General features: G+C 69.4%; 26 protein-coding genes. 11 read left to right on the forward strand and 15 right to left on the reverse strand.

All coding sequences use genetic code 11. The features are described from left to right. Positions 1-154 precede the first annotated feature (154 nt). From JJ685_RS09955 to JJ685_RS09970, 4 genes are all read left to right on the forward strand, one after another. Positions 155-430 carry a hypothetical protein gene (locus JJ685_RS09955; protein ID WP_201674092.1) on the forward strand — a complete coding sequence of 92 codons (276 nt, stop codon included), beginning with the start codon at positions 155-157 and terminating at the stop codon, positions 428-430. A 130-nt stretch (positions 431-560) separates the two neighbouring features. Further along, positions 561-1,712: an AI-2E family transporter gene (locus JJ685_RS09960; RefSeq protein WP_201674093.1), complete on the forward strand. Its 1,152-nt coding sequence runs from the start codon at positions 561-563 to the stop codon at positions 1,710-1,712. A gap of 300 nt (positions 1,713-2,012) precedes the next feature. Beyond that, entirely contained in the window at positions 2,013-2,519 is a 507-nt protein-coding gene (locus JJ685_RS09965; protein WP_201674094.1) for a FixH family protein, read from the forward strand. Beyond that, entirely contained in the window at positions 2,516-3,835 is a 1,320-nt protein-coding gene (locus JJ685_RS09970; protein ID WP_330901742.1) for a cytochrome-c peroxidase, read from the forward strand. The genes JJ685_RS09965 and JJ685_RS09970 overlap by 4 nt, the downstream gene beginning before the upstream one ends. Here JJ685_RS09970 and JJ685_RS09975 read toward each other — a convergent pair. Next, positions 3,786-4,613 carry a helix-turn-helix domain-containing protein gene (locus JJ685_RS09975; protein ID WP_201674095.1) on the reverse strand — a complete coding sequence of 276 codons (828 nt, stop codon included), beginning with the start codon at positions 4,611-4,613 and terminating at the stop codon, positions 3,786-3,788. The two genes, JJ685_RS09970 and JJ685_RS09975, sit on opposite strands and share 50 nt — an antisense overlap. Before the next feature lie 154 nt (positions 4,614-4,767). Here JJ685_RS09975 and JJ685_RS09980 point away from each other — a divergent pair, with 154 nt between their 5' ends. Continuing rightward, on the forward strand, positions 4,768-6,441 hold the full coding sequence (locus tag JJ685_RS09980) for an AMP-binding protein (protein WP_201674096.1): 1,674 nt from the start codon (positions 4,768-4,770) through the stop codon (positions 6,439-6,441). A gap of 104 nt (positions 6,442-6,545) precedes the next feature. Beyond that, positions 6,546-7,562, forward strand: coding sequence for a GNAT family N-acetyltransferase (locus tag JJ685_RS09985; protein WP_201674097.1), 1,017 nt, complete (start codon positions 6,546-6,548; stop codon positions 7,560-7,562). A 6-nt stretch (positions 7,563-7,568) separates the two neighbouring features. Here the strand turns inward: JJ685_RS09985 and msrA are convergent, their stop codons facing one another. From msrA to JJ685_RS10010, 5 genes are all read right to left on the reverse strand, one after another. Beyond that, entirely contained in the window at positions 7,569-8,249 is a 681-nt protein-coding gene (gene msrA, locus JJ685_RS09990; protein ID WP_201674098.1) for a peptide-methionine (S)-S-oxide reductase MsrA, read from the reverse strand. 61 nt (positions 8,250-8,310) lie between these two features. Then, positions 8,311-8,772 (reverse strand): hypothetical protein, encoded by a 462-nt coding sequence (locus JJ685_RS09995; RefSeq protein WP_201674099.1) that lies wholly within the window; start codon positions 8,770-8,772, stop codon positions 8,311-8,313. 9 nt (positions 8,773-8,781) lie between these two features. Then, positions 8,782-9,150, reverse strand: coding sequence for a hypothetical protein (locus JJ685_RS10000; protein WP_201674100.1), 369 nt, complete (start codon positions 9,148-9,150; stop codon positions 8,782-8,784). 268 nt (positions 9,151-9,418) lie between these two features. Further along, positions 9,419-10,111: a potassium channel family protein gene (locus JJ685_RS10005; protein WP_201674101.1), complete on the reverse strand. Its 693-nt coding sequence runs from the start codon at positions 10,109-10,111 to the stop codon at positions 9,419-9,421. 85 nt (positions 10,112-10,196) lie between these two features. After that, entirely contained in the window at positions 10,197-10,568 is a 372-nt protein-coding gene (locus JJ685_RS10010; RefSeq protein ID WP_201674102.1) for a hypothetical protein, read from the reverse strand. A gap of 103 nt (positions 10,569-10,671) precedes the next feature. Here JJ685_RS10010 and JJ685_RS10015 point away from each other — a divergent pair, with 103 nt between their 5' ends. Further along, positions 10,672-11,808 carry an MBL fold metallo-hydrolase gene (locus tag JJ685_RS10015; protein WP_201674103.1) on the forward strand — a complete coding sequence of 379 codons (1,137 nt, stop codon included), beginning with the start codon at positions 10,672-10,674 and terminating at the stop codon, positions 11,806-11,808. Between the two features lie 21 nt (positions 11,809-11,829). Here JJ685_RS10015 and JJ685_RS10020 read toward each other — a convergent pair whose 3' ends face one another. Next, positions 11,830-13,119: a PQQ-dependent sugar dehydrogenase gene (locus JJ685_RS10020; protein WP_330901743.1), complete on the reverse strand. Its 1,290-nt coding sequence runs from the start codon at positions 13,117-13,119 to the stop codon at positions 11,830-11,832. 105 nt (positions 13,120-13,224) lie between these two features. Here JJ685_RS10020 and JJ685_RS10025 point away from each other — a divergent pair, with 105 nt between their 5' ends. Beyond that, positions 13,225-13,980, forward strand: a complete 756-nt coding sequence (locus JJ685_RS10025; RefSeq protein ID WP_201674104.1) for an IclR family transcriptional regulator — start codon at positions 13,225-13,227, stop codon at positions 13,978-13,980. 63 nt (positions 13,981-14,043) lie between these two features. Here JJ685_RS10025 and JJ685_RS10030 read toward each other — a convergent pair whose 3' ends face one another. The 3 genes from JJ685_RS10030 to JJ685_RS10040 are packed head-to-tail and all read right to left on the reverse strand — an operon-like array spanning position 14,044 to position 15,870. Then, complete coding sequence (locus tag JJ685_RS10030; protein ID WP_201674105.1) at positions 14,044-14,877, reverse strand: anti-sigma factor family protein; 834 nt, start codon at positions 14,875-14,877, stop codon at positions 14,044-14,046. Between the two features lie 10 nt (positions 14,878-14,887). After that, positions 14,888-15,397, reverse strand: a complete 510-nt coding sequence (locus JJ685_RS10035; RefSeq protein ID WP_201674106.1) for an RNA polymerase sigma factor — start codon at positions 15,395-15,397, stop codon at positions 14,888-14,890. A gap of 35 nt (positions 15,398-15,432) precedes the next feature. Next, complete coding sequence (locus JJ685_RS10040; RefSeq protein WP_201674107.1) at positions 15,433-15,870, reverse strand: nuclear transport factor 2 family protein; 438 nt, start codon at positions 15,868-15,870, stop codon at positions 15,433-15,435. A gap of 447 nt (positions 15,871-16,317) precedes the next feature. Here JJ685_RS10040 and JJ685_RS10045 point away from each other — a divergent pair, with 447 nt between their 5' ends. Next, positions 16,318-17,403 carry a sensor histidine kinase gene (locus JJ685_RS10045; protein WP_201674108.1) on the forward strand — a complete coding sequence of 362 codons (1,086 nt, stop codon included), beginning with the start codon at positions 16,318-16,320 and terminating at the stop codon, positions 17,401-17,403. Between the two features lie 170 nt (positions 17,404-17,573). Here JJ685_RS10045 and JJ685_RS10050 read toward each other — a convergent pair whose 3' ends face one another. Then, entirely contained in the window at positions 17,574-17,804 is a 231-nt protein-coding gene (locus tag JJ685_RS10050) for an SPFH domain-containing protein (protein WP_201674109.1), read from the reverse strand. Positions 17,805-18,192: 388 nt separating this feature from the next. On the opposite strand from JJ685_RS10050, the gene JJ685_RS10055 reads away from it, so the two are divergent. Then, complete coding sequence (locus tag JJ685_RS10055) at positions 18,193-18,411, forward strand: cold-shock protein (RefSeq protein WP_201674110.1); 219 nt, start codon at positions 18,193-18,195, stop codon at positions 18,409-18,411. Positions 18,412-18,441: 30 nt separating this feature from the next. Here JJ685_RS10055 and JJ685_RS10060 read toward each other — a convergent pair whose 3' ends face one another. The 4 genes from JJ685_RS10060 to JJ685_RS10075 form a co-directional block, all read right to left on the reverse strand. After that, positions 18,442-18,774, reverse strand: coding sequence for a hypothetical protein (locus JJ685_RS10060; protein ID WP_201674111.1), 333 nt, complete (start codon positions 18,772-18,774; stop codon positions 18,442-18,444). Between the two features lie 225 nt (positions 18,775-18,999). Next, positions 19,000-19,971, reverse strand: coding sequence for a Bug family tripartite tricarboxylate transporter substrate binding protein (locus JJ685_RS10065; RefSeq protein WP_201674112.1), 972 nt, complete (start codon positions 19,969-19,971; stop codon positions 19,000-19,002). 25 nt (positions 19,972-19,996) lie between these two features. Continuing rightward, complete coding sequence (locus JJ685_RS10070; protein ID WP_201674113.1) at positions 19,997-21,205, reverse strand: acyl-CoA dehydrogenase family protein; 1,209 nt, start codon at positions 21,203-21,205, stop codon at positions 19,997-19,999. Between the two features lie 11 nt (positions 21,206-21,216). Next, positions 21,217-22,791, reverse strand: a complete 1,575-nt coding sequence (locus JJ685_RS10075) for an acyl-CoA synthetase (protein ID WP_201674114.1) — start codon at positions 22,789-22,791, stop codon at positions 21,217-21,219. 82 nt (positions 22,792-22,873) lie between these two features. Here JJ685_RS10075 and JJ685_RS10080 point away from each other — a divergent pair, with 82 nt between their 5' ends. After that, on the forward strand, positions 22,874-23,902 hold the full coding sequence (locus tag JJ685_RS10080) for a LysR family transcriptional regulator (protein WP_201674115.1): 1,029 nt from the start codon (positions 22,874-22,876) through the stop codon (positions 23,900-23,902). Position 23,903 lies beyond the last annotated feature (1 nt).

Consider the following 23,903-nt stretch of genomic DNA (forward strand, 5'->3'; position numbering starts at 1 on the left):
GGCTTGATCCCGCGCGGACTTTCACTTCTTGCCCAAGGAGGTTCTCCGATGCTCCTCAGGGGCCTTTCCTTGTGCCCGGGGGTGACCTCCAGTACACCTTGGCTTGCCAACGATGGCAGACCCGTTCCCTTCCTTCCACGACAGGAGCACGCGAATGAGTGATTCGGCCTTCAATTTCTGGCACCGCAGCGTCGCACCCCTGGCGATCGCCGCCGGCCTCGTGGTCCTGTCCGGGGCCGCGTCCGGGCAGACCCAGCAGGCCGACCAGCGCCAGGCCGGCAGGAACGTGAACCAGGCCGCCAAGCAGGAGGCCCGCTCGGCCAAGATCGACTGCCGGCAGGAGAACAACAAGAGCAACGCCGAGTGCCGCCAGGACAAGCGCGAAACCAAGCAAGGCGGCCGCCAGGCCAAGCGGGACATCAAGTACTGATGCCGGCGGGCGTTCCAGGCGCGGACACCGGATCGGCTTCCACCGCCAGGTGGCGGCATCGTCGGACCGTTTTGCGCGCGCCGCGGCCAGCGCGCGAAGATTGCAGACCCTGCATCGACCGGAGCTTCCCGTGAACCTCGACCCCTCCCTCGAACAGCGGATCTCCGCCCGCCTGCTGGACGTCCTGATCCGCGCCGGCCTGGTGCTGGTGCTGGCGTTCCTGTGCTACCGGATCTTCGCGCCCTTCCTGCCCCTGATGGCCTGGGCGATCATCCTCGCCGTCACGCTGTATCCGCTGCAACGGACCCTGGCCGCCAAGATGGGCGGCCACCCTGCCTGGTCGGCGACCGCGATCACCCTGCTCGCCATCGCGCTGATCGTCGTACCGGCGGCGGTGCTCATAGGCTCCGTGGGAGATTCGGTGCAGCGCCTCGTCGCGGGCGTGCAGGACAACTCGCTCCAGGTGCCGCCACCGCGCGAGAGCGTCGCCGCCTGGCCGGTCATCGGCGACAAGGTCTACCTGTACTGGGACCAGGCCCACCGGGACCTGCCGGCGCTGATCCGCAGCATGCAGCCCAAGGTCGGGGAACTGGCCAGGATGGCGCTCGGCATGGTCGCCAGCATCGGGGGCGGCATCCTCAAGTTCATCCTCGCCTTCATCGTGGCCGGCATCGTGATGGCCTTCGGCGAGTCCGGCGCACGCGCCAGCCGCGCGATCTTCGAGCGGGTGTTCGGAGTGCAGCGCGGGGGCGTGTTCACCACGCTGGCGGCCGGCACGATCCGGACCGTCGCCCAGGGCGTGATCGGCATCGCCTTCATCCAGGCGCTGGCCGTGGGGCTTTGCCTGCTCGCCGCGGGGGTGCCGCTGGCGGGCGTGCTGGCGGGTGTCGTGCTCGTGCTCGCGATCGCGCAGGTGCCGGTGCTGATCGTCACGCTGCCCGCGATCGTCTACCTCTGGATGAGCGGCAACTACGCCACTGGCGCGGCCGTGCTCTTCACCGTGCTGCTGTTCCTCGCGGGCATGCTGGACAACGTGCTGAAGCCGCTGTTGCTCGGCCGCGGCGTGGACGCACCCATGCCGGTGATCCTGCTCGGTGCCCTCGGCGGCATGGCCACCGCGGGCATCCTGGGGCTGTTCGTCGGCGCGACGCTGCTCACGCTGGGGTACCAGATCTTCATGGGCTGGGTCGCGTCCAACCCCGAATTCACGCGCCAGCCGGCCGAAGTGGAGCCCCCCGCGAAAACCGCGGACGTGCAGGCGGCGCCGCTCGCGCCGTCCTGAGCCCTCGCAAGGCGCGGGCCCGAAGTCGCGGTCGGTGCGCGAGCTTGAGGGTCACGCCCCCCGCGACGATCAGCGCCGCGCGATGCATGGGCGGGGTCGACCCCCGCAGGGTCGAGCACATGCGAACCACGGCGTGTTCGACGTGAGTCGGTACGTCGCGGCGGCGTGAATCGCATCCGCCTCACCCCCTCCAGCGCCGAGCGACTTGAACGAAACGGCTGCCGCGCCAGCCGCTGCGTTCAAGCCGGCGCCCCTCCGGATCGGAAGAATTCGCTGCATCGAATCTCACCGGAGCACCCCATGATTGCCTTCCCCCCTCGCCTCCGAGCCACCGCGCGGCACGACGATCGTTCCGCCTTCCTGCGGCTCGCCGCCAGGTCCGCACTCGCCGCGGTGACGGCCCTGGGAATCCTGGGCATCGCAGGCTGCGGCACGCCCCCCAAGGACCTGGACCTCTCGCTCGACAAGCCCTCCGCCGCCGGCACCTACCGCGTGACGCTCGTGCCCCCCGCGCAGGCGCCGGCCATCAACCAGATGCACAGCTGGAAGGTGACGCTCGCCAGCGCCGACGGCACGCCCGTGCAGGGTGCGAGGTTCGCCGTCGACGGCGGCATGCCCCAGCACGGTCACGGCCTGCCCACGCAGCCGCGCGTGACGCGCGAACTGGCCGACGGCAGCTACCAGCTCGATGGCATGAAGTTCAGCATGACGGGCTGGTGGGAGCTCAAGCTGGCCATCCAGGGCCCGCAAGGTGCCGACCGGGTGACCTTCAACACCCTCGTGGCCAACCCGCAGGTGCGGCAGTGACCGCGCCCGTCCTCCGTCCCCCCGGATCCTGGCTGGCCAGGGCCATCGCCGCCGTCGCAGCCGTCGCGGTGACCGCCGTCGCCGCGCAGGCGGCGAACAGGGCGAACCTGCGCGATCCCTGGTCGGCGCAGGAAGTCGCCACCCTCGCCTCCATGCGCCTGAAGGAAGCCGGCCCGCGCCCCGCGGACCCGTCCAACGCCTACGAGCAGCGCGCCGAGGCGGCGGCTTTGGGACGCGCCCTCTTCACCGACAAGCGCCTGAGCCGCAACGGGGAGGTGGCGTGTGCGAGCTGCCATGCGGCCGACAAGCAGTTCCAGGATGGCCGGCAGTTCGGCGAAGGCCTGGGCCAGGGCAAGCGCAGGACGATGCCCGTGATGGGCGCGGCGCACGCGCCTTTCCTCTTCTGGGACGGCCGCAAGGACAGTCTGTGGTCCCAGGCCCTGGGCCCCTTCGAGGACGCTGCCGAACACGGCGGCAACCGCGTGCGCCTCGCCAGGCTCGTCCAGGCCCATTACGGCGACAGCTACCAGGCCGTGTTCGGCCCCATGCCGGCGCTCGGCAAGCTGCCGGACGATGCCTCGCCGGCCGGCACCGACGCCGAGCGCGCGGCCTGGGCGACGATGACGCAGGGCAGCCGGGAGGCGGTCAACCGGGTGTTCGCGAACATGGGCAAGGCCATCGCCGCCTTCGAGCGCAAGGTCTCCTATGGCGAGTCGCGCTTCGATCGCTATGCGGAGGCCACCGCGGCCGGTGACGCCCGAGGCCAGGAGGTCCTGTCGCCGCGGGAAGTGCGGGGCTTGCGCCTGTTCCTGGGAAAGGGGCAGTGCGCCACGTGCCACAACGGGCCGCTTCTGACCGACCATGCCTTCCACAACACCGGTGTTCCCCCGATCGCCCGGGCAGTTCCCGACCGCGGCCGGGCCGACGGCGTGCGCAAGCTGCTGCAGGACGAGTTCAACTGCCTCGGACCGTACAGCGATGCCAGGCCCGAGCAATGCGGGGAGCTGCAATTCCTCGCCACGGACGACCCGGGCCAGCTGGCCGCCTTCCGGACCCCCGGCCTGCGCAACGTGGCCGAACGCGCGCCGTACATGCACGCCGGCCAGTTCTCCACGCTGGAGCAGGTGGTGCAGCACTACGCCACCTCCCCGAAGGCGGTGACCGGTCACAGCGAACTGGCGCAGCCGGGCGAAAGGCACGCGGACCGCCAGGCCATCCGGCTATCCGCCGCCGACATCCAGGACCTCGCCGCGTTCCTGCGGACGCTTACCGGCCCGGTCGTCCAGGCCGGGCCTGTTCGCGAGCCTTCGTACTGAGCGGGCCAGCCATCTGCAGGATCGAAGGCGGCAGCCCGAACATGGTCCGGGCTGTCCTCGACAGGTGGGCCGAGTCGGCGAAGCCGGCCGCGTGCGCAGCGGCGGAGAGCGTCTCGCCGCCCATGAGGAGGGTCCACACGTGCAGGAGCCTGCGCCAGAGCAGGTAGGTCCGCAGCGGCATGCCGGTTTCCTCCACGAAGAGATGGCGGAACCGTTCCGGCGAAAGATGGGCGGCGCTGGCCACCTCGGGAAGCGAAACGGCCTGGTCGACTCTCTGCCGGATGTACTCGATCGCCGCGAGCACCCGGGCATCCGAGGGCTCCCGTGGCGCCGTTCCGCTCAGGTCCTGAATGAGCTGCAGGCAGACCGCCTTGACGGCGTCGTAGCTCCCGTCCACGCGCCAGGCTTCTTCCAGGCGCCGGGCGGCCGGGGACACCGCGGCGGGCTCCAGCAGTTCGAGCCGGCCCTGCAGGCGGGCCGCCAGCGCCTTGCCCTGGGGGGTCTCGGGCTCGATGAAGAGGACGGCGCTCATGGCGCACGCGTTCACGTCGATGCTGTGCGTCGCCCTGGAGGGAAACAAGGCCGCCGCGCAGGACTGCCATTCACCGTGCCGGCCGAACTGCACCCGCAAGCCGCCGGGCGCCCCGATCGCCAGCTGGATCGCGTAGTGGGAGTGCGGCGCGATCGGCGTCCCATCCCCGCCCTCTCCGATGAAACCGCACACCCCCGTCCAGGCGACGAAGTCACCCCGGTAGCGCTGGGCCGTCGGCTTGTCCATCTGTCCGTCGTCCGTGTCTGTGGGCGCGAGTCTACTTCCTGGGCGAAGCGGGTGGATCCGCGTGGCCCGTGGCACGATTTGCAACCCGGTGGCCCGCGTGCCCCCGCCTTCCCGGCCTATTCTTGCGGCCTGCACCCAATCCGGAGACCAGGCCATGCTCAGCCAGACGCGAGTCGCCCATGCGCGAGGTGCCACCGGCACACCGCTGATCGAAGAGACCATCCCCACCTTCTTCGCCGCCATGGCGCAACGGCAGGCGGAGCATCCCGCGCTGGTGAGCCGCCACCAGGACCGCCGCTACAGCTACGCCGGCTTGCGGCAGGCCTCGCTCCAGCTCGCGAGCGCGCTGCTCGGACTCGGGCTCCAGAAGGGCGACCGCGTCGGCATCTGGTCGCACAACAACGCCGAGTGGGTGCTGATGCAGCTCGCGACCGCGCAGGTCGGCCTGGTGCTCGTGAACATCAACCCGGCGTACCGCACCGCCGAAGTCGAATACGCGCTGAACAAGGTGGCCTGCAAGACGCTCGTCACGATGGCGCGCTTCAAGACCAGCGACTACCTCGGCATGCTGCGCGAACTGGGTCCGGCGAAGCTGCCGCACCTGCGGCACACCGTGTGGATCGACGAGGCCGGCCGGGGCGACGAGCAGCCGGGCATGCTGCGCTTTTCCGAACTGCTGGCGCGCGGCAACCCGGAGGATCCGCGGCTGCCCGCGATCGCCGCGTCGCTCGCCGCGACCGACGCCATCAACATCCAGTTCACCAGCGGGACGACGGGATTCCCCAAGGGCGCCACGCTGACCCATCGCAACATCCTGAACAACGGCTTCTTCATCGGCGAGGCGATGAAGCTCACGCCGGCCGACCGCCTGTGCATCCCCGTGCCGCTGTACCACTGCTTCGGCATGGTGCTCGGCAACCTCGCCTGCCTGACGCACGGCTCGACCATCGTCTACCCGAACGACGCCTTCGACCCGCTGGCCGTGCTCGAGACGGTGCAGGCGGAACGCTGCACCGGCCTGCACGGCGTGCCGACGATGTTCATCGCCGAACTCGACCACCCGCGCTTCCGCGAGTTCGACCTGTCGACGCTGCGCACCGGCATCATGGCCGGCTCGCCCTGCCCCATCGAGGTCATGAAGCGGGTGGTGAGCGAGATGCACATGGGCGAGGTCACCATCGCCTACGGCATGACCGAGACCAGCCCCGTGAGCTGCCAGAGCAGCACCGACACGCCGCTCGAGCGGCGCGTGTCCACGGTGGGCCAGGTGCAGCCGCACCTGGAGGTGAAGATCGCCGACCCGGAGACGGGTGCCGCGCTGGCGACCGGCGCGACCGGCGAACTGTGTACGCGCGGCTACTCGGTGATGCTCGGCTACTGGGACGATGCCGAGAAGACCCGCGAGGCGATCGACGCCGAGGGCTGGATGCATACCGGCGACCTCGCGACGATGGACGACGAGGGCTACGTCAACATCGTCGGCCGCATCAAGGACATGGTGATCCGCGGCGGCGAGAACATCTACCCGCGCGAGATCGAGGAATTCCTCTACCGCATGCCGCAGGTGCAGGACGTGCAGGTGGTCGGCGTGCCGGATCGCAAGTACGGCGAGGAACTGTGCGCGTGGATCGTCCGCAGGCCCGGGCAGGCGCTCTCCGAGGAGCAGGTGCGCGCGTTCTGCAGCGGCCAGATCGCGCACTACAAGGTCCCGCGCTACATCCGCTTCGTCGACGCCTTCCCGATGACGGTGACCGGCAAGATCCAGAAGTTCAGGATCCGCGAAGCCATGAAGGAGGAACTGGGGCTGCAGGAGGACCGCACGGCCTGAGGCGCCCACGCAAGACTTGAGCTTGCGCAAACCCACGTCCGGCGAGGGTGCCTATTCTGCCTCCGAGCCAGCAGCGGGGGCCCCCGCGGAACGGAGACACAGCGATGAGCGAAACCAAGGAACAGTCCCTGACGATCCGTCCGCTTGCGCCGGACGACCTGCCATCGGTGATTGCCCTCGATGCGGCCATCCAGGGGCATTCGCGCCGCACGTACGTGGAGCGGCGCCTGGCCGCGGCCCTGCGCGATCCGGCGCTGCATGTGCAGTTCGCCGTGCAGCACGCAGGCCGCCTCGCGGGCTACATCCTCGCCAGGGTGCTCCAGGGGGAGTTCGGCCGGACCGAAGCTTCGCTGCGGCTGGAGTTGATCGGCGTCCGGGCCGACGCCCGGCGGCTCGGCGCCGGCGGGAAACTGCTGGAAGCGCTGGCGCAATGGGCCTCGCGCCACGGAATCCACGAGATCCGCACTTCCGCACCCTGGGGCGACGCCCCGATGCTCGGCTGGCTGCGGGCGATGCGGTTCCGGCTCGCGCCCGACATCGTGCTGGGCATGTCCGTGGCGCAGGCCCCGGCCTCGGAGGATCCCGTCGTGACGCTCTCCCAGGGTCGCGGCTTCGGACAGGAGGCCGACTTCGGCGCGCCGGAGGCGAACGATCACGAGCGGATGGCGCGGGGAAGCGCCGAGGTCCGGCCGATGACGGCCGCGGACCTGCAGGAGATCCTGCGGGTGGATCGCGCCATCACCGGCCGGGACCGGAGCGAATACATCCGGGCGCGCTTCGACGAGGCGCTGGAGGATTCGACGATCCACGTCTCGCTCGTGGGCCGCATCGATGGCGCCATCGTCTGCTTCGTCATGGCGCGGGCCGACCTCGGGGACTTCGGCCGGACGCAGCCGGCCGCGGTGCTCGACACCATCGGGGTCGATCCGGAGTACGCGCATCGCGGACTGGGCCGGGCGCTGGTCTCGCGCCTGTTCGAGTACGTGTCGCAACTGCAGGCGACGCGCGTCGAAACGCTCGTCAAGGTGGCCGACCTCGAACTGCTCGGTTTCTTCCAGGGGATCGGCTTCGTGCCGACGCAGCGGCTGGTCTTCGTTCGCGACACCGGGGCCGAGGGTTAGGAACCGTCAGTCCTTCGCCTGCGAAACGAGCGCCGGCGTGTCGCGCCAGACCTGCGGCATCGCCGTCTTCAGGTTCGCGATCTTGGGCAGGTCGAAAGTCGCGATGTACGGCGAATCGGGATGCCGCGTGGCGTAGTCCTGGTGGTAGCCCTCCGCCGGGTAGAAGCCCTTGAGCGGCGCCACCTGCGTCACGATCTTCCTCGGAAAGACCTTCGCGGCCTCGAGCTGCGCGATGTACTTCTCGGTGACTTCCTTCTGCTGCGGCGTCGCATAGAACACCGCCGACCGGTATTGCGTGCCGGCGTCCGGCCCCTGCCGATTGAGCTGCGTCGGATCGTGCGCGACCGAGAGGAAGACCTGCAGCAGCGTGCCGTACGAAACCTGCTTCGGATCGTAGGTCACCTGCACGGATTCCGCATGGCCCGTGACGCCGGAGCCCACGAGACCGTAATGCGCCGTGGCCTTGTCGCCGCCCGCGTAGCCCGAGACCGCGTTGCGCACGCCTTTCGTGTGCTGGAAGACCGCCTGCACGCCCCAGAAGCAGCCGCCTGCGAACACGGCCGTCTCCGTGGGGGCGGCGCTCGCGGCGTCCTGCGCGGGCGGCGGCAGCAAGACCGCCTTTTCCGCGGCGGGTGCGAGGTTCCACAGGGCGGCCAGCGCGACGGCGGCGAAGAGCTTGCGGGTCATGGGGCATCTCCTTTCGCGGTTGGAGTGCCGGCGCGCCTCTTGCGTTCCTTGGCCCGCCCGTTCACATGCCCGTGCTGTCGCCCTCCGGCAGCAGTTCGACGAGCGCGCGCTCCGCTTCGGCCGCCATGCGCCGCGACTGCAGGAGCAGCAGGGTCGTGCTCCCCGACCGGGTGAGCACGAAGCCTCCTTCATCGTCGTGGCAGACCGCGAATCGCTCCTTCGCGGCGCACTGGACCGACGGGTTCTTCGCCACCACGGCCCTGCGGATCCGCTCGAAATCCTGCCCCGCGAAGCAGGCGGAGAACTGCTCCAGCTTCCCGTTCCTGAACTGCACCGCGGGTGGCGCGAACCCACTCCGCGCGTTCGCGCCTGCGATGGCGAACCCGGGCTCCACCCCCTTGGGGTACGCGGCGTCGAACTCCTTCACGGTCATGCCGATGCGGATGTCCCGGATGCGGATGTCGCCCGCATGGCTGGCGCACGCAAGGGCGGCGGCCGCCAGCAGGAGGAGAGTCTTGGTCATCGTCGTCCGTCAGTTCATGTCCAGGGGAAAGCCCGGGAGAGGCAGCCGCTTCGCGCCACCGCTGTCCTTCGCGCGCTGAAGTTCGGCGCGCTGGGCCTGACGGAGGGCGTGGTGCTCGGCGCGGGCTTCCTCGAGGTCGCGCAGGCGCAGTTGCCGACGCCGCTGCGCGTCCAGCACCGCGCCGACCTTGTCGTCCGGATCGTGGAGCAGGTCCAGCTTGGCGCAGCGGGCCAGGAGATGAAGCAGGCGCACGGTCATGAGCTGCTCCGCCCGCACGCGCGCCAGCAGTTCGAGCCCGTCGTCCCCGGCCTGCACCAGGTGCGGCTCGGGGAAATTTCTTTCATGCAGGAATGCGCTTGCCTGGCTTGCGCTCGCCATGGATCCTCCCAACTCGGAAAGCCGCGAGTATCGCGGGCGTCCGGAGGAGAAATGTGTCCGCAGATTTCGAAACATCCGACAGTCTGCGCTGCGCTGGCATCAGCCGCGAAGAGGCTCAGCAAGCGGCGCGCGTTGACGTCACGCGCTCGAATTCGAGCCCGCGAGCGTGACTTTTTTTTTCAATTGGGGGTTCGTCGCGCCTCCGCTCGGGGATTTCGTTGTCACCAAACCACCCCGCAGGGCATCGCGATTTGTCGCTGCGGGCCGATCAGGGGGCCTGGTCGTCGACGTAGCTTTCCCGCGGCGGATACACGCCCGCCAGGCGGGCGATGAGGATCGCGACGAACAGCGCGCCCGAGACCTGCTCGATCATGCAGACGCCGCGCGCCGGCCGCGTGAGCGGCACCACGTCGCCGAACCCCGTGCTGGTCAGCACGGTCATGCTCATGTAAAGCGCATCGGCGTACACGAGTTGCCCCGGCTGCCCGACCACGAGGTAGGACTGCGGATAGAAGAAGCCGACGATCGCGTAGAGGTAGGCCCAAAGCACCCCGATCAGGAGGTACGCGGCCGCCGCGCCGAACAGCTTGTCCTGCGTCATGACCCTCGGCTGGAAGACGTAGCGAAGCAGGTAGCTGGTGCCAATGGCATAGAGCGCGGCGCTGAACATCCACGACCACGCGAGGTCCGCGTCGCTGTCCTGCCAGAGACCGACATACTGGAACCACACCGCAGGGATGGCGAGCATCAATGCGATGACGAACGACAGCGTCGTTCGCCCGACCGCGGCGACCGTGGCGATGAGCACGAACATGTTGACGGTGTTCAGCAGCAGCCGGCCGCCATCGCTGGCCGGGACGAAAGACACCGCGCCGATCAGCAGCAGCAGCACCGCGAACAGCCAGAAGCAGCGCTGATAGAAGATCTGGGAAATGGCTTCGCGCGTGGCACGGATCGTCATGGCGACTCCGGGGTCGGCAGTCGCCGATTTCGCGGGGACGGCGTGAACCCTGCCATGGGACCTTCGTCCCATACCGGGCCGCCGCTCAGGCGATTTCCACGCAATCGGACCCGCAGGCCCCCGGCGCAGCAGGCTGGCGGGGCAGCGAGGGCCGATGCAGGACCGCGCGCGTGGGCGTGATGCGCAGACCGTCGCCCGCCGCGACGGCCCGCCCATCGACGATCAGGGAATAGTCCGACTCCGACTGCGGCGGCCACACCAGCGCCACTTCCGGCCGCTGCAGGGCGTTGTCACGGGTGCGGCGTCCGGTCTCGTCCACGGCCAGTTCGCCCCCTTGCAGCACCGCCGTCACGGCCACCGCATGCGGCGCACCGCGCTCGCTCGACGTCAGCAGGTACGCAAAGCGGTAGCGCACCATGACTTCCGCCAGCTTGGACAGATCAACAGGAATGCTCATGACGAAGTCCCTCGTGGGTGGAACGCGAAGGGAAGGCGTACCCGAGTTCTGCCCTATCCTCCGCGTGTGGGCGCGTCCCGCGCCTCCATTCACGAGGGCACGCATGAAATCGCTCGGCAGCAGGGCCGCGGGTGCGCGGCTGGAACGCATGAAGGCCTCCCCCCTGTGGGCCGGGGATCGCTTCCGCAACGTGCATCCGGTCCTGCCGGGCCTGCGCGATCCCCAGGCCACGATGCCTTCGCTCACCGACTTCCTCTGCGGCGGGGAACGGCGCGTGCCGCTCGCGCCGCTGCCCGCCCTGAACCCGCTGGACACCTGGGGGCGAGCGCCCGCCAGTGGGCTGCGCGTGACCTGGCTCGGCCACTCCACGCTGCTGCTCGAGATCGACGGCCTGCGCGTGCTCACCGACCCGGTGTGGGGGCCGCGCGCTTCGCCCTCCCGCTTCGCCGGCCCGAAGCGCTTCCAGCCCGTGCCGGTGCCGCTGCGCAAGATGCCGCGGCCGGACCTGGTGCTGGTCTCCCACGACCATTACGACCACCTCGACTACTCCACCATCCGCGAGCTGGCCCACGTCGACGTCCCCTTCGTCACCTCGCTCGGCGTCGGCGCGCACCTCGAGGCGTGGGGCGTACCGCCGGAGCGCATCGTGGAACTCGACTGGTGGGAATCGCACCGGCTGCCCGGCACGGACCTCCGCGTGACGGCCGCTCCCTCGCAGCACTTCTCGGGACGCGGACTGAAGGATCGCAACGCGACGCTCTGGTCCTCCTTCGTGCTGCGTTCGGAACGCCACGGCCTCTTCTTCAGCGGCGATACCGGACTGACGACGGAATACGCGTCGATCCGCGAGCGGCTGGGGCCGTTCGACCTGGTGATGCTGGAAGTCGGCGCCTTCCATCCGGCCTGGGGCGACATCCACCTCGGTCCGAAGAACGCCCTGGAGGCGCTGCGGCTGCTGGGGGGCGGGCCCTTCCTGCCGATCCACTGGGGCACCTTCAGCCTGGCGATGCATCCGTGGGACGACCCCGCCGAAACCTTGCTGGAACTCGGGCCGGGCCTGGGCGCGCAGCTCGTCATGCCCCTGCTCGGGGAGCCCGTGGAGCCCGCGCACGCGGCTGACGTGAAGCCCTGGTGGCGCGGCGTCGACCAGCGTGCGCCGCAGGCCGGGCCGCAGGACCGCGAGACAGCGGTGCCGGCGAGCGAAGGCCTGCCCAAGGAGATGCCCTGGCCGATCGACTGAAGCCGACGCTCGCAGCGCCGGCTACTGGAACACGCGCTGGATCCGCAGGACCTCCCCTGCCCCCGTGAGCACGTACAACTCCTTCTGGCCGTCCTCGCCGAAGGACAGGACCGTCCCCATGCTCGCGATGAATTGCCGCGGGTCGCTTGCCGTGCTGCCGCTGAAGACGAAGCTGCGCAGCCAGCCGCCGCAAAGGTCGGAATAGAAGTACCTTCCCTCGAGCTCGGGGAACGCGCTGCCCCGATAGACGAAGCCGCCGATGACGGAGCATCCGCCATCCGCATCGTGCCCGTATTCCAGGACCGGCAGGGTGATCCCCGCCTTGTCGCAGGAGTCGGGGGCAAAGCACTCCGTGCCTTCGGTCACGTTCCAGCCGTAGTCGAGACCCGGGCTGTCGGCGGGGCTCACGTCCACCTCCTCGAGGCGAGCCTGGCCGACGTCGCCGATGTAGAGCCGCCCCGTGGGTGCATCGAACGCGTAGCGCCAGGGGTTGCGCAGGCCGTAGGCCCAGATCTCGGCGCGCCGGTTCGGCTGCCCCGTGAAAGGATTGCCGGAGGGGATCGCGTAAGGTGCCGCAGCGGTGGCGTTGCGCACATCGATGCGAAGAAGCTTGCCCAGCAAGGAGTCGAGGTTCTGTCCGTTGCGCGAGGGATCGCCGCCACCCCCGCCGTCTCCCGTGCCCAAGTAGAGAAAGCCATCCGGGCCGAACCGGACCAGCCCGCCCTTGTGGTTGGAGAACGTGCGGTGGGGGATCGTCAGGATGCGCAGCGGCGCCGGGTCCGCGACGTCCGGATCGGCCGCGGAGACCCGGAAGCGCTCGATGGCGATGTCGCCGCTCGCCTCGGTGAAATAGAGGTAGAAGAATCCGTTGACGGCGTACCGCGGGTCGAACGCCATCGACAGCAGCCCGCCTTCGCCCGTGGTGCCGACCCGTGCCGCGATGTCCAGGAAGGGCCTGGCCGATCTGGCGCCGCCCTGCACGATCACGATGCGGCCCGCGCGTTCGACGACGAACAGGCGCGCATCGCCTTCGGGGGCCGTGGCGAACACGGGCTCTGCCAACCCGGATGCAGCCACCTCTGTCACCAGCGCGAAGGACCGCGGCGCTTGCGGATCGGGCGCTGGTGGCGGTGCCGGTGAGGGCGCCGGACCGGCATCGCCGCCGCCGCCGCCACCGCCGCCGCCGCCACCGCAGGCAGCGAGCATCGCTGTCAAGAACCCAGCGGCCAGCTTCATGACGGGCCTTCCTGTCGCGCGCACTCGAAGCTGGAAGGATACGCATTCTGGCGCCGGATCGCCGCCGAAAGCCACATCGGGTCTTGTCTCCTGGTCCGCGCTCTGCGGCTCAGGGCGCGGGCTGTTAACGTCGGTTGCACTGCCTACAATGCGGTTTCACACAGCGAACCCCGAAGCCGCATGCGCGACCCGAACCAGGATGATGCCGAGGCCACGCAAGGCGGCGTGACGGCCGTGACGCGGGCCCTCTCGCTGATGGAAGCGTTCGAGGTGGGCGAGTCGTCCCTGAGCCTGGCGGAATTGAGCCGGCGCGTCGGCATGCACAAGACCACCACGCTGCGGCTCGCCCGCACCCTGGCCCTGTCGCAGTACATGGTGCAGACCGACGACGGACAGTGGCGCCTGGGCCCTGCCGCCGGCTGGCTGGGGGCACGCTACCAGGCGGGCTTCGACGTCAACAACGTGGTGGAACCGGCACTGCACCAGCTGGTGAAGGAGACCGGCGAAAGCGCCTCCTTCTACGTGCGCGAGGGCGCCATCCGCTCCTGCGTCGCGCGCGTGGAGGGGCCGCAGTCCGTGCGGCACAACGTGCGCATCGGCGAACGCCTGCCGCTGGACAAGGGCGCGCCGGGCCGGGTGATCCTCGCCTTCAGCGGCGCTGCCGGGGCGCCCTACGAGGGCATCCGCGAGCGGGGCTTCCACATCTCGCTGGGCGAGCGGGAGGCCGAGGTCGCGAGCGTGGCCGCGCCGGTGTTCGGATTGAACTGGCGCCTCCTCGGCTCCATGTGCATCTCGGGTCCCAGCTCGCGCCTCACGAAGGCGAGGCTGGAGAAGTACGCGAAGCTGGTGATCCGTGCGGCGAACCAGCTCTCGTATGCGCTGGCGGGAAGCCGCTCGCCGGCGACGCCGGCGGCAGTGTCCCGGTGGCACCCCTGAGCGCTTCCCTCCGATCTCGAAGCACGCACGCAGGCCCGCGCGGGTGGAGGCACCCCGGCGGCTTCAGCGGTGCGCCGTCAGCTGCCGGTAGACCTCCCCCGAAACACGGCCCAGTTCCCCCTTGTCCGCTTCGGTCGACAGCGCATAGCCGAAGGGCCCGTCGACCCAGTAGAAGACGTTGACCTCGCCCTCCCGCGCGAAGCGGAAGGCGGTCTCCCCGTTGGCGGGGCGGGAGGCGGGTCCTCGCGCTTCGGCGATGTCCCCGAGCTGGTTCGACACGTACAGCGTCAGCCGGCGGCCGGCGGGGTCGCGGTACATGAACTGCGCAACCGGTCCCTTGCCTCCCGGCAGAAGCCGGCCGCCTTCGAGCACGTAGCCCTGTTCCTGCAGGTGCGGCGGCCGCATGGGGGTACCCATGCGGTTGGACAGCCAGGTGACCAGCTGGTCCTCGTGCGCGGCATCGACCTCCACCGGCCGGCGCTGGTCCGGCGTGAACACGGCATGCGCGATCGCGGCGCGCTGCGCGAAGGCGGAGACCTGGACGATGCCCGGCGCCGGCGCAGCGCCCGCCGCGGAATGCGCGACGGATTCCCCGCGCAGCCCCCAGCCGGCCGCGCCGCTCACCACGGCGATGGCCACGCCGGCGGCGAGCCGCTCGGCCCACCACGGCCTGCGCGGCCGCGCCTCGCGCAGCAGCTGCGCCGGGATCGGCTCGTCCTGCACCGGATCGAACAGGCCCTTGAGCTCCTGCTTCTGGGCGCGCCAGGTTTCCGCGCGCCGCAGGTCATCGGGATGACTGGCCAGGTACGCCTCGACTTCCCGCGCCCGCTCGGGGGGCAGCTGGCCGTCGACCCAGGCATGCAGGTCGGATTCGGTGATCGGGATGGGAACGGTCATGGCTGGATCCTCATTTCACGACCTTCAGGCGAACCGGCTCGGGGCGCCCTTCCATCAGCGCGCGCAGCCTCTCGCGTCCGCGCGAGAGGCGCGACATCACGGTGCCGATGGGGATGCCCAGGGACTTGGCGACGTCCGCGTAGGCCATGTCCTCGAGCGCGACCAGCAGCAGGATCTCCTTCTGCTCCAGGGGCAGCTGGTCGAGTGCCGCCTGCAGGTCGAGGACCGCCAGCCGGTCGTTGTGCGCGGGCGCCACCGGCACCTCCGGCGTGTCCTCGTCGAGGTCGACCGTCGCCAGGCGCGGGCGGCGCACCCGGTCGACGTGCACGTTGTGCATGATCCCGAACAGCCACGCGCGCATGTCGGCCACGCCGGACCAGAGCGAGGACTTGGTCCAGGCCCGCTCCAGCGTGTCCTGCACCAGGTCGTCGGCATCCTCCCGGTTGCCCGCCAGCGCGCGCGCGTAGCGGCGCAGGCGCGGCACCCAGCTCACCAGTTGCTGATCATCGGCGTGCTGCATCGTTGCGCGTGGGTTGCTCCGGGGAAAGGACGGGATCAGTACGCCGTGGCGACGGCCAGCTTGGGATCGATCTGCCAGGTCTCGCTGACGATCCGGCCGTCGCGGAAGGTGAGCACGTAGCGTACCTTGATCGCGGACTTGCCCTCGAACTGCACGTTGGCCGAGATCGTGGAGCCCTTGGGGTTGGCGGACTCCTCGAGCCGGTCGACGCTCACCTTCAGCGGGCCCTGCGCGCCGGTGAACTTGGTCCACACGCCCCGGATCGCCTCGGGCGTGGTGTAGGTGCCGTCCAGCGGGCCGCCGATCCAGTTGAACTGCGCGTTCTCGGCGTAGCCGCGCATCAGGATCTGCACGTCGCCCGACGCGATGGCCTGGAAGTGCGTGCGGGCGTCGTCGGCGGGGGCGGCAAAGGCACCGAAAGCGGACAGCGCCAGGGCGCCGGCGAACAGGGACGGGAGGGAAGGCTTGTACATGGGAGGCTCCGAAGGTGAAGAGGTTGTGCCAGGCGACAAGGGGGGTCGGTATCGCCTGTCATCCGGGTAGACGGAGGCAGCCGCCGTTTTATTCCGCCCGCCTTCGCATAGCCCAGCCGCCGTTCACGAGTGCGCCCGCTGGTCCGGCGTCGGCACCGCGAAGGTGCAGCGACAAAATACACACCGCCCGGTCCAGCCAGCCTCGCAGTTTCTCCAGGGGGCGAAGTCGCGGCGAAAGGTCTACACTCTGCTCCTCCACTGATTCGGCTTCCGTTGTGCCCCAGCCGATGGGTCTGCCCGGTCAGTCTGCAAGCGCACCCCTGAATCGAGGTGCCCATGCAACTCTCCTCCCTGAACGTTCACCCCCTGGTGGAGCAACCCGCGGACGCTCCCCAGCTACGGCCGCGACTCTCCGATTTCATCGCCTCCCATGCCGAAGAGATCCTGGTGGCCTGGGACGAATTCGCCGCAACGGTCAGCCACGGGGGCAACACGCTCGACGCGATTGCCCTGCGCGACCACGCTTGCGAGATCCTCAGGACGATCGCCGCCGACCTGAGACGGCCCCAGTCCCCCGAGCAGCAGGACGCGAAGGGCAAGGGGCTCGGGCCGCGCGCATCGCTGCCCACCGCAGCGGAGGTCCACGCGGATTTCCGCATGGTTGCAGGTTTCGCGGTCGACGCCATGATCACCGAGTACCGGGCGCTGCGCGCCAGTGTCCTCAAGCTGTGGGCCAGGCACGGCGGCGGCACCCGGGCGGAGGACCTGACGGACCTGACTCGCTTCAACGAAGCCATCGACCAGGCCATCGCGGAGTCCATCGGGCGCTACACGAACCAGACCGGCACGTCGGCGGAACTGTTCATCGGCATCCTCGGCCACGACATACGCAACCCGCTCGGCACGATCCTGATGAGCGTTGCGGGGCTCGTGCGTTCGGGCAAGCTGTCGGAAACGGCAGCGGCGCCCATCAACAACGCGGCAACGCGCATCAAGGCCATCATCGAACAGGTGGTGGACTTCACGCGGGCGCAGGCCGACGGAGTGATGCCCGTGGTCCGCAAGCCGGGCGACCTTGCGCAACAGCTTGCCAAGGTCGTGGAAGAGACACAGGTCCGCCATCCCGAGAGGATGGTGCGCATGGAAGCTTCGGGCGACTTCCAGGGGAGCTGGGACGAAGGCCGGATGGGCCAGCTGCTGTCCAACCTGCTTGGCAACGCGCTGCTCCATGGATCGCTGTGGACCGAGGTCACCGTGCAGATGTGGTCCACGCCGAGCCACGTGTGCGTCTCGGTGCACAACTACGGCGAGCCGATTCCCGACGAAGAACGGGAGCTGATCTTCCAGCCCCTCCAGCGGGGAGCGAGGTATCGCACGCGCGAAGGGCCCCAGGAGGCTGCGGGCGGCCTCGGCCTCGGTCTGTACATCTGCCGCGAGATCGTGCTCTCGCACGGCGGCGAGTTGACGATCGAATCCACGCGAGCGGACGGAACGACGTTTACCGTGAGCCTGCCGCGCCAGGATGCGGCCTGATCGGGCGCGGCAAGCTTCGTGAAGCGCGGGTGCGGGCACGCCCCACGTCGCTGTAGCCACGGCCTGCGCAAGCTTTCAGCGCGCTGCGAACGCGGCTGATCGCGAAATTGGCACCTGAACCGCGGATCGGCGGGAGGCTCCCGGCGTCGCCCGGCCGAGGCGCCGAGCCTTCATTTGCCTGCGTCCCGCTCCGCTCGAAACACGCGTCTGCGTTCCGCGCCGTCGATGTGCGCTCGCGCTGCCTTTTCTGCTTCCGCGAACAGGACCTCTTCCTTCGCAGGCAGGCGAACGTCCTTGCTCGTGTGCATCTCGTCCTCATCGATCCGGTAAGCCCAGCGGCCTTGATCCGGCAGCACCGTGGTCTGCACTCGATGGCCTCTGTAGTCGAATTGGCGATGCATCCTTCACCTGCTAAGAAAAGGCATGGTAGCAGCGGAACGGGGCGCGCCGTATGCTTTTCTCGCGTGCCGCGCATCGCCCATGCTGGAGCTTGGCATCGGTCGGGACGGCCTCGACCCATGTCCATGAAGCGTACCGAACGAAAAATCGACCGGGCAGCCGCTGATGACTTCGCCTCGCGTCCACGACAAAACCTCGCAGCGTTCGAGACAGCCCTTACCTCGATCGCATACACTGATCCGGCCGACGTTTCACAAGAGCCTGCATCTCTAGGTCTCTCCTCCCCTGCTCCCCGTTGCGGCGAGCCGCAGTCGAATCTCCCACCGATGACTTCTTGGCGTCAGCACCGCGCGGCGTTGCGCTGCCGGAACTTCCGCGAAAGACATCGACATGACCCCTCAACAGACCGGCACCGTGAAATGGTTCAACGAGACCAAGGGCTATGGCTTCATCACGCCTGACAACGGCGGCAAGGACTTGTTCGCGCATTCGAGCGAGATCCGCGGCGCGCAAGGTGCGCGTGCGCTGGCCGAAAATGCCCGCGTCCAGTTCACCGTGACGCAGGGTGCCAAAGGCCCACAGGCATCCGATATCTCGCTGCTGTCCTGAGACCGGCACCGCATCCCGGGGGGGAGTTGCTCACGGAGCACCTGGGGGCGCTGCCCCCTTGCGGATTTCGGTGGCGGCCGCGCGCGCCGTGGCGACGGCCGCGCGCAGCTCCCCTTGCGTGAAGTCGGCGAAGGATTCGAGCACCTTCGCCTCCAGGCACCAGCTGTCGGCGATCTCGGCGCAACGTTGCCGTTCCGCTGCCACGGCAGCGGCGACCGCGGACTCGAGTTCGATGACGGTATGGGGCAGCGGTCCTTCCGTCGGCGAGTGGGTTGCGCCCGCTGCCCGTTGCTGCACCTCCAGTGCCCGGCCTTCGTCCGCGAGATGCGCGGCCCACTGCTTGCGTTGCTCACTGGTACTCATGTGGCACTCCTCGGAATGTGCTGCGTCCATTCTCGCCCGAATCAGGAGATCGAGGCCTGCGCAGCCAGTGACGCGGAGATGGGGCCGCGCCGTCGCGGTCGTCAGCCCGTGATCGACTCCTGGGCGTCAGCTGATGGCACTTCGTCCCCCTGGAACGGCTGCCTTCGACGCCGATGCGGTCATCACTGCACAGTGCTCCGCAACGCACCACCGCCATCACGCGGCTCACTGCGGACTGATCCCCGCCACCTTCATCATCTTCTCCGCCAGGGCAATCTCCCCCTGCAGGCTGCGCGAGTATTCCTCGCGCGAACTCGCCACCACCGAGGCGCCGTTGGCCTCCAGCTTCGTCCGCACTGCGGGTTCGGCGAGCGCCTTGCGCAGTGCCTCCTCGATCTTCTGCACGACAGGCGCGGGCGTGCCGGCGGGCACGGACAGTCCGCCGAACGAAACCAGGTCGATGCCGGGAATGCCCGCTTCGGCGAGGGTGGGCACGTCCGGCAGGCGCGGATTGCGCGTCGGCGCCGTGATCGCCAGGGCCTTGATCTTGCCGGCGCGGATGTGGGGCAGCGACACGGAGCTGATGGTCAGGGCGAAGTCCACCTGCTTGCCCAGCACGGCGTTGACGGATTCGGAAGCGCCCTTGTACGGGACATGCAATGCCTTCACGCCCGTGGTCTTCAGGATCAGCTCGGCGCCCATGTGCGCGGGCGTGCCGATGCCGCCCGATGCATAGGACAGCTTGCCCGGCTTCTGGCGCATGCGTTCGACCAGTTCCTTCACGGTGTTGATGCCGGCGTCGGCCGGCACCACGATCACCACGTCCGAGCGCGTGATGCCCCCTACGTGGATGAAGTCCTTCATCACGTCGTAGCCCGGCTTGCGGTACATGCGCATGTTGGTGGCCATCGGGGTGGCCGAATAGATCCAGGTGTAGCCGTCGGCCGCTGCCCGCGCCGCGAGCTGCGCGCCAAGATTGCCCGCCACGCCCCCCTTGTTCTCCACCACGATGGGTTGTTTCAGCACCTCGGACATGGCCTCGGCGGCGATGCGCACGGTGGTATCCGGCGCCGTTCCCGCCAGGTAGGGAACGACCCACTTGATCGCGCGCGAGGGGTACTCGTCGGCCCGGGCGTTCAAGCCGATGGCCACGCCGGCCGTGGCCAGCACGAAAGTGCGTCTGCTGATCCTGTTCATCCGCTTGCCTCCTTGATTCTCGCCGTCAGCGAATCGCATGGCCCAGCAACTCGCGGGCGATGGTGTTGCGCTGGATTTCACTGGTGCCGGTGAGCACGCGGTACATGCGCAGCAGCCGGAACAGGAACTCGACCCGGCTGCCCTGCACGATGCCTTCGCCACCGTGCACCTGCACGGCGCGATCGGCGATGCGGAAGGCGGTCTCCGAGCAGAACAGCTTCGCCATCGAAGCTTCCGCCCGGCCGTCCCCCCCTGCGTCGAGCGTGCGCGCCACGCTCAGCATGAGCGCGCGCGCCGCGGCGAGTTCCGTGGCCATGTCGGCCAGGTGGTGCTGCACCGCCTGGAAGGCGCCGATCGGCTGGCCGAACTGGCGCCGTCGGGTCGCGTGCGCGATCGAGTCCTGCAGCGCGAGGCGCGCCAGCCCCAGCATGGCCGGGCAATGCAGCAGCCGGTTGACCGTGATGCGCCCCAGCGCCAGGCCGAGCCCCCGTCCGCGCTCCCCTATCTGGTTGGCAGCCGGGATGCGGCAGCCGGTGAGCACGATGTTCCCGGTGTGGGACTGGCCCGCCATGGTCTTGTAGCCTGCCTCGATGCGAAAGCCCGGCCGGTCGCGCTCGACGAAGAAGGCGGTGGTCTCGCGCACGGCAGGATCCTCGGAGGTCGAGCAAATGATCACCGCCACATCGCACAAGGGAGCTCCCGAGATGAAGCGCTTCATGCCATCGAGCACGAAGCCGTCCCCGTCCCGCACGGCGCGCGTCTGCACGGCGCCGGCGTCGGAGCCGGCCTCGGGCTCCGTGATGGCGAAGCAGATCGCCTTCTCGGCGCGCGCCACCGGCAGGATGAAGCGCTGCATCTGGTCGGGCGTGGCCACCTTCGCCAGCGCGCCGACACGCGGCGGACCCGTCAGCTCGCCCAGCACGTGGGGCGCGAACGGCGAGCCGCTGGCGTAGATGTGCTCCTTGATCAGCGCGTGGTCCTCCACGCTGAAGCCCGCGCCGCCGAGCGCCTCCGGCAAGGTCATGCCGTAGAAGCCGCGGTCGCGCGAGCGCTTCCAGACCTGCTCCAGCAGCTCGCGCGAGGCTCCGTGCTCGTGGTCGACGCCGTGCTGCGCGGCCAGGGGCTGCAGCTCCTCGCGCAGGAAGGTGTCGAGCCGCGCGATGAAGCCGCGCGCCGCGTCGGAGCCCTCGCAGGGCGCTGTGGCGGCGGGAGCCGCGGTCGTCGAAGTGTTCATGCCGTCCTCGCTCAGTTCACGCGCCGCTCGCGGCCGCGCCAGTAGTGTTCGCGCACGTCCTTGCGCGAGAGCTTGCCGTTGCTGTTCTTCGGCAGCTGGGGCACGAAGTCGACCGAGCGGGGGCGCTTGAAGTCGGCCAGGCGGCCGCGGCAGAACTCCATCAGTTCGCCGTCACTGGCCTTCGCGCCCTCGCGCAGCACCACCACGGCCTTGACCGACTCACCCCAGTGCTCGTCGGGCACGCCGACCACGCACACCTCGTAGATGGCGGGGTGCTGTGCCAGCACCGTCTCGACCTCGGTCGGGTAGATGTTGAAGCCGCCGGAGACCAGCATCTCCTTCTTGCGGTCGACGATGTAGATGTAGCCCTCCTCGTCCACCCGCGCGAGGTCGCCGGTGCGCAGCCAGCCGTTCGCATCGAGCGCCTGCCGGGTCTGTTCCGGAGCGCGCCAGTAGCCGGCGAATACGTCGGGGCCGCGCACGCAGATCTCGCCGATGGTGTCGCCGCTGACCGGACGGCCTTCGTCGTCCAGCACCTGCACGTCGGACTCGGCGATCGGCCGGCCGCAGGCGGCCAGAAGCTCGGGCCGACCGCCCTCGATGGCCAGCGCGTGGTCGGCGATGCCGAGCCCCACCACGCCGCCCGTGGTTTCGCCCGCGCCGTAGCCCTGGGCCAGCACCGGTCCGAATGCCGCCCACGCTTCGCGGATGCGCGCCGGCGACATGGGCGCGGCGCCGTAGCTCAGGAGCCGCAGGCTGGAGAGGTCGCGCGTGCGGATGCCGGGCTCGGCCAACAGCGCGTGGATCATCGCGGGCACCAGGAAGGCCATGGTGACGCGGTGCTTCTCGATCGCCTCCAGGTACTCGGCGGGACGGAAGCCTTCCATCAGCAGGATGGTGGCACCCTGGTAGAGGATCGGCTGGATGAACATGCCGCTCGCGTGCGTGATCGGACCCGACAGCATCAGCAGGTCGCCGGGCTTGGCGTGCATGCGCCCCATGACGTTCTTGCGCAGCGAGGCGAAGCGGTTGCCCACGGTCTGCATCGCGGCCTTGAGCTTTCCGGTGGACCCGGAGGTGTAGTGAAGCACCGCCAGTTCCTCCCCGCGCATCTCCTCGCAGCCGAACGGGGTGTCGGGAGCCGCGGAAAGCAGCTGCTCGTACGATTGCCAGCGTCCTTCCGCGGCCCCAGGCGCAGGATCGAAGGCGATGCGGTGCTGCAGGGCCGGCACGCCGGCGGACGCCTCGTCCACCATCGCGCGGTGCCCGGGACCCGCCAGGCAGGCGGCGGGTTCCGCGTTCGCGAGCGCATCGGCAAGTTCCTGTGGCGCGAGGCGAGAATTCAGCGCCACCTTCACCAGGCCGGCCTTGTAGAGCGCGCATTCGAGCTCCACGATCTCCGGGCGGTTCGGGGACACGACCGCCACGCGGTCCCCGCGCTGCAGGCCCAGCTTGCGCAGCGCGTGCGCCAGGCGGCTCGCGCGCTGCTCCAGCTCGCGGTAGGTGATGGCACGGTCGCGAAACAGGATGGCCGGACGTTGCGGCCAGTGGCGCGCGCTGCGCGCGACGTACATGCCGAGGTTCATGGCCGGATCTCCGGGCGCAGGATGCGGTGCGTCATGCTTGTCTCCTTTGGGAATGGAGGCAGTCTAGGAAAAGGGACGCGGCTTGCGGATAATCCAGCCGCGTTTTCCGATAACGGTTGGTTATCGGTCGGGGGCCCCCTCGCCAAAGGCGGGAAAGTTCACGGAGGCACGGATGGCCGTTCGGCTCGACGACATCGACTACTTCCTCGCGGTGGCGCGGCACGGCCAGGTGCGCCGGGCCGCCTCCGCCCTCGGCCTTTCGCAGCCCGCCCTCACCAAGGGCCTGCACAGGCTGGAAAAGGAACTGGGCTTCCCGCTGTTCATTCGCGGCGCGCGGGGGATGACGCTGACGCCGGTGGCCGAACAGTTCCGGCAGCGCACGCAGATCCTGCGTGCCAGCCTGGGCGACGCCATCAAGGAAGCGGCGGACCTGCATCTGGGCGCCCTGGGGCTGCTGCGGGTGGGCGTCTCGCCGCTTTACGCGCAGCGCCTGTTCGTGCCAGCGTGCGTACAGCTGCACGAACAACGACCAGCCGCGCGCGTGCGCGTCATGATCAACCTGAACGACGCCCTCGTCTCCGCGCTGCGCCTGGGCGACCTGGACCTCAGCATCAGCGCGTTGCCGGGCGTGCTGGCCGAAGACCTCGAAACGATTCCCCTGATCAAGGACGACCTGCGCCTGGTGGTGCGCGAAGACCATCCGCTGCTGTCACGGCGCCGAGTGCGCATCCAGGACCTGGCGAGCGCCGAGTGGATGCTTCCCGGCCCGGACGTGGCGGCACGCCGCAGCGTCGAGGCTCGCCTCGCCGCTGCGGGTCTGCCCCCTCCACGCATCGCGGTGGAGGTGAGCAACACTGCGGTGCAACTGAGCAGCTTGCTGGTGCACAGCGACCTCGTGTCCATCATGAGCGAAGGCATGCTCGATGGTCCGAGCGGAGGAGGCATCGCGCCGCTCCCCTTTGCCGAGGCGCGATTCACGCGCGAGATCGGCGTCATGCTGCGCAAGGGCCATGCCTTGCCGCCGTTGGCGAAGCGCTTCCTCGAAATTCTGCGCGAGTGCTCGCGGGGGAGCCCGGCGCGGAAAAGGTCCCCGTCACGGCATGCCGCGTAAC

It is taken from the genome of Ramlibacter monticola (genome assembly GCF_016722785.1).
Lineage (GTDB): Bacteria > Pseudomonadota > Gammaproteobacteria > Burkholderiales > Burkholderiaceae_C > Ramlibacter > Ramlibacter monticola.

Coding starts and splice junctions, on each gene's coding strand:
- JJ685_RS09955 (WP_201674092.1), top strand. CDS start 155: ATGAGTGATTCGGCCTTCAATTTCTGGCACCGCAGCGTCGCACCCCTG.
- JJ685_RS10055 (WP_201674110.1), top strand. CDS start 18,193: ATGACCCCTCAACAGACCGGCACCGTGAAATGGTTCAACGAGACCAAG.
- JJ685_RS09965 (WP_201674094.1), top strand. CDS start 2,013: ATGATTGCCTTCCCCCCTCGCCTCCGAGCCACCGCGCGGCACGACGAT.
- JJ685_RS09985 (WP_201674097.1), top strand. CDS start 6,546: ATGAGCGAAACCAAGGAACAGTCCCTGACGATCCGTCCGCTTGCGCCG.
- JJ685_RS10005 (WP_201674101.1), bottom strand. CDS start 10,111: ATGACGATCCGTGCCACGCGCGAAGCCATTTCCCAGATCTTCTATCAG.
- JJ685_RS10070 (WP_201674113.1), bottom strand. CDS start 21,205: ATGAACACTTCGACGACCGCGGCTCCCGCCGCCACAGCGCCCTGCGAG.
- JJ685_RS10015 (WP_201674103.1), top strand. CDS start 10,672: ATGAAATCGCTCGGCAGCAGGGCCGCGGGTGCGCGGCTGGAACGCATG.
- JJ685_RS09980 (WP_201674096.1), top strand. CDS start 4,768: ATGCTCAGCCAGACGCGAGTCGCCCATGCGCGAGGTGCCACCGGCACA.
- JJ685_RS10050 (WP_201674109.1), bottom strand. CDS start 17,804: ATGCATCGCCAATTCGACTACAGAGGCCATCGAGTGCAGACCACGGTG.
- JJ685_RS10030 (WP_201674105.1), bottom strand. CDS start 14,877: ATGACCGTTCCCATCCCGATCACCGAATCCGACCTGCATGCCTGGGTC.
- JJ685_RS10075 (WP_201674114.1), bottom strand. CDS start 22,791: ATGAACCTCGGCATGTACGTCGCGCGCAGCGCGCGCCACTGGCCGCAA.
- msrA (WP_201674098.1), bottom strand. CDS start 8,249: ATGACCCGCAAGCTCTTCGCCGCCGTCGCGCTGGCCGCCCTGTGGAAC.
- JJ685_RS10010 (WP_201674102.1), bottom strand. CDS start 10,568: ATGAGCATTCCTGTTGATCTGTCCAAGCTGGCGGAAGTCATGGTGCGC.
- JJ685_RS10025 (WP_201674104.1), top strand. CDS start 13,225: ATGCGCGACCCGAACCAGGATGATGCCGAGGCCACGCAAGGCGGCGTG.
- JJ685_RS10000 (WP_201674100.1), bottom strand. CDS start 9,150: ATGGCGAGCGCAAGCCAGGCAAGCGCATTCCTGCATGAAAGAAATTTC.
- JJ685_RS10040 (WP_201674107.1), bottom strand. CDS start 15,870: ATGTACAAGCCTTCCCTCCCGTCCCTGTTCGCCGGCGCCCTGGCGCTG.
- JJ685_RS10035 (WP_201674106.1), bottom strand. CDS start 15,397: ATGCAGCACGCCGATGATCAGCAACTGGTGAGCTGGGTGCCGCGCCTG.
- JJ685_RS10065 (WP_201674112.1), bottom strand. CDS start 19,971: ATGAACAGGATCAGCAGACGCACTTTCGTGCTGGCCACGGCCGGCGTG.
- JJ685_RS09995 (WP_201674099.1), bottom strand. CDS start 8,772: ATGACCAAGACTCTCCTCCTGCTGGCGGCCGCCGCCCTTGCGTGCGCC.
- JJ685_RS09975 (WP_201674095.1), bottom strand. CDS start 4,613: ATGGACAAGCCGACGGCCCAGCGCTACCGGGGTGACTTCGTCGCCTGG.
- JJ685_RS10060 (WP_201674111.1), bottom strand. CDS start 18,774: ATGAGTACCAGTGAGCAACGCAAGCAGTGGGCCGCGCATCTCGCGGAC.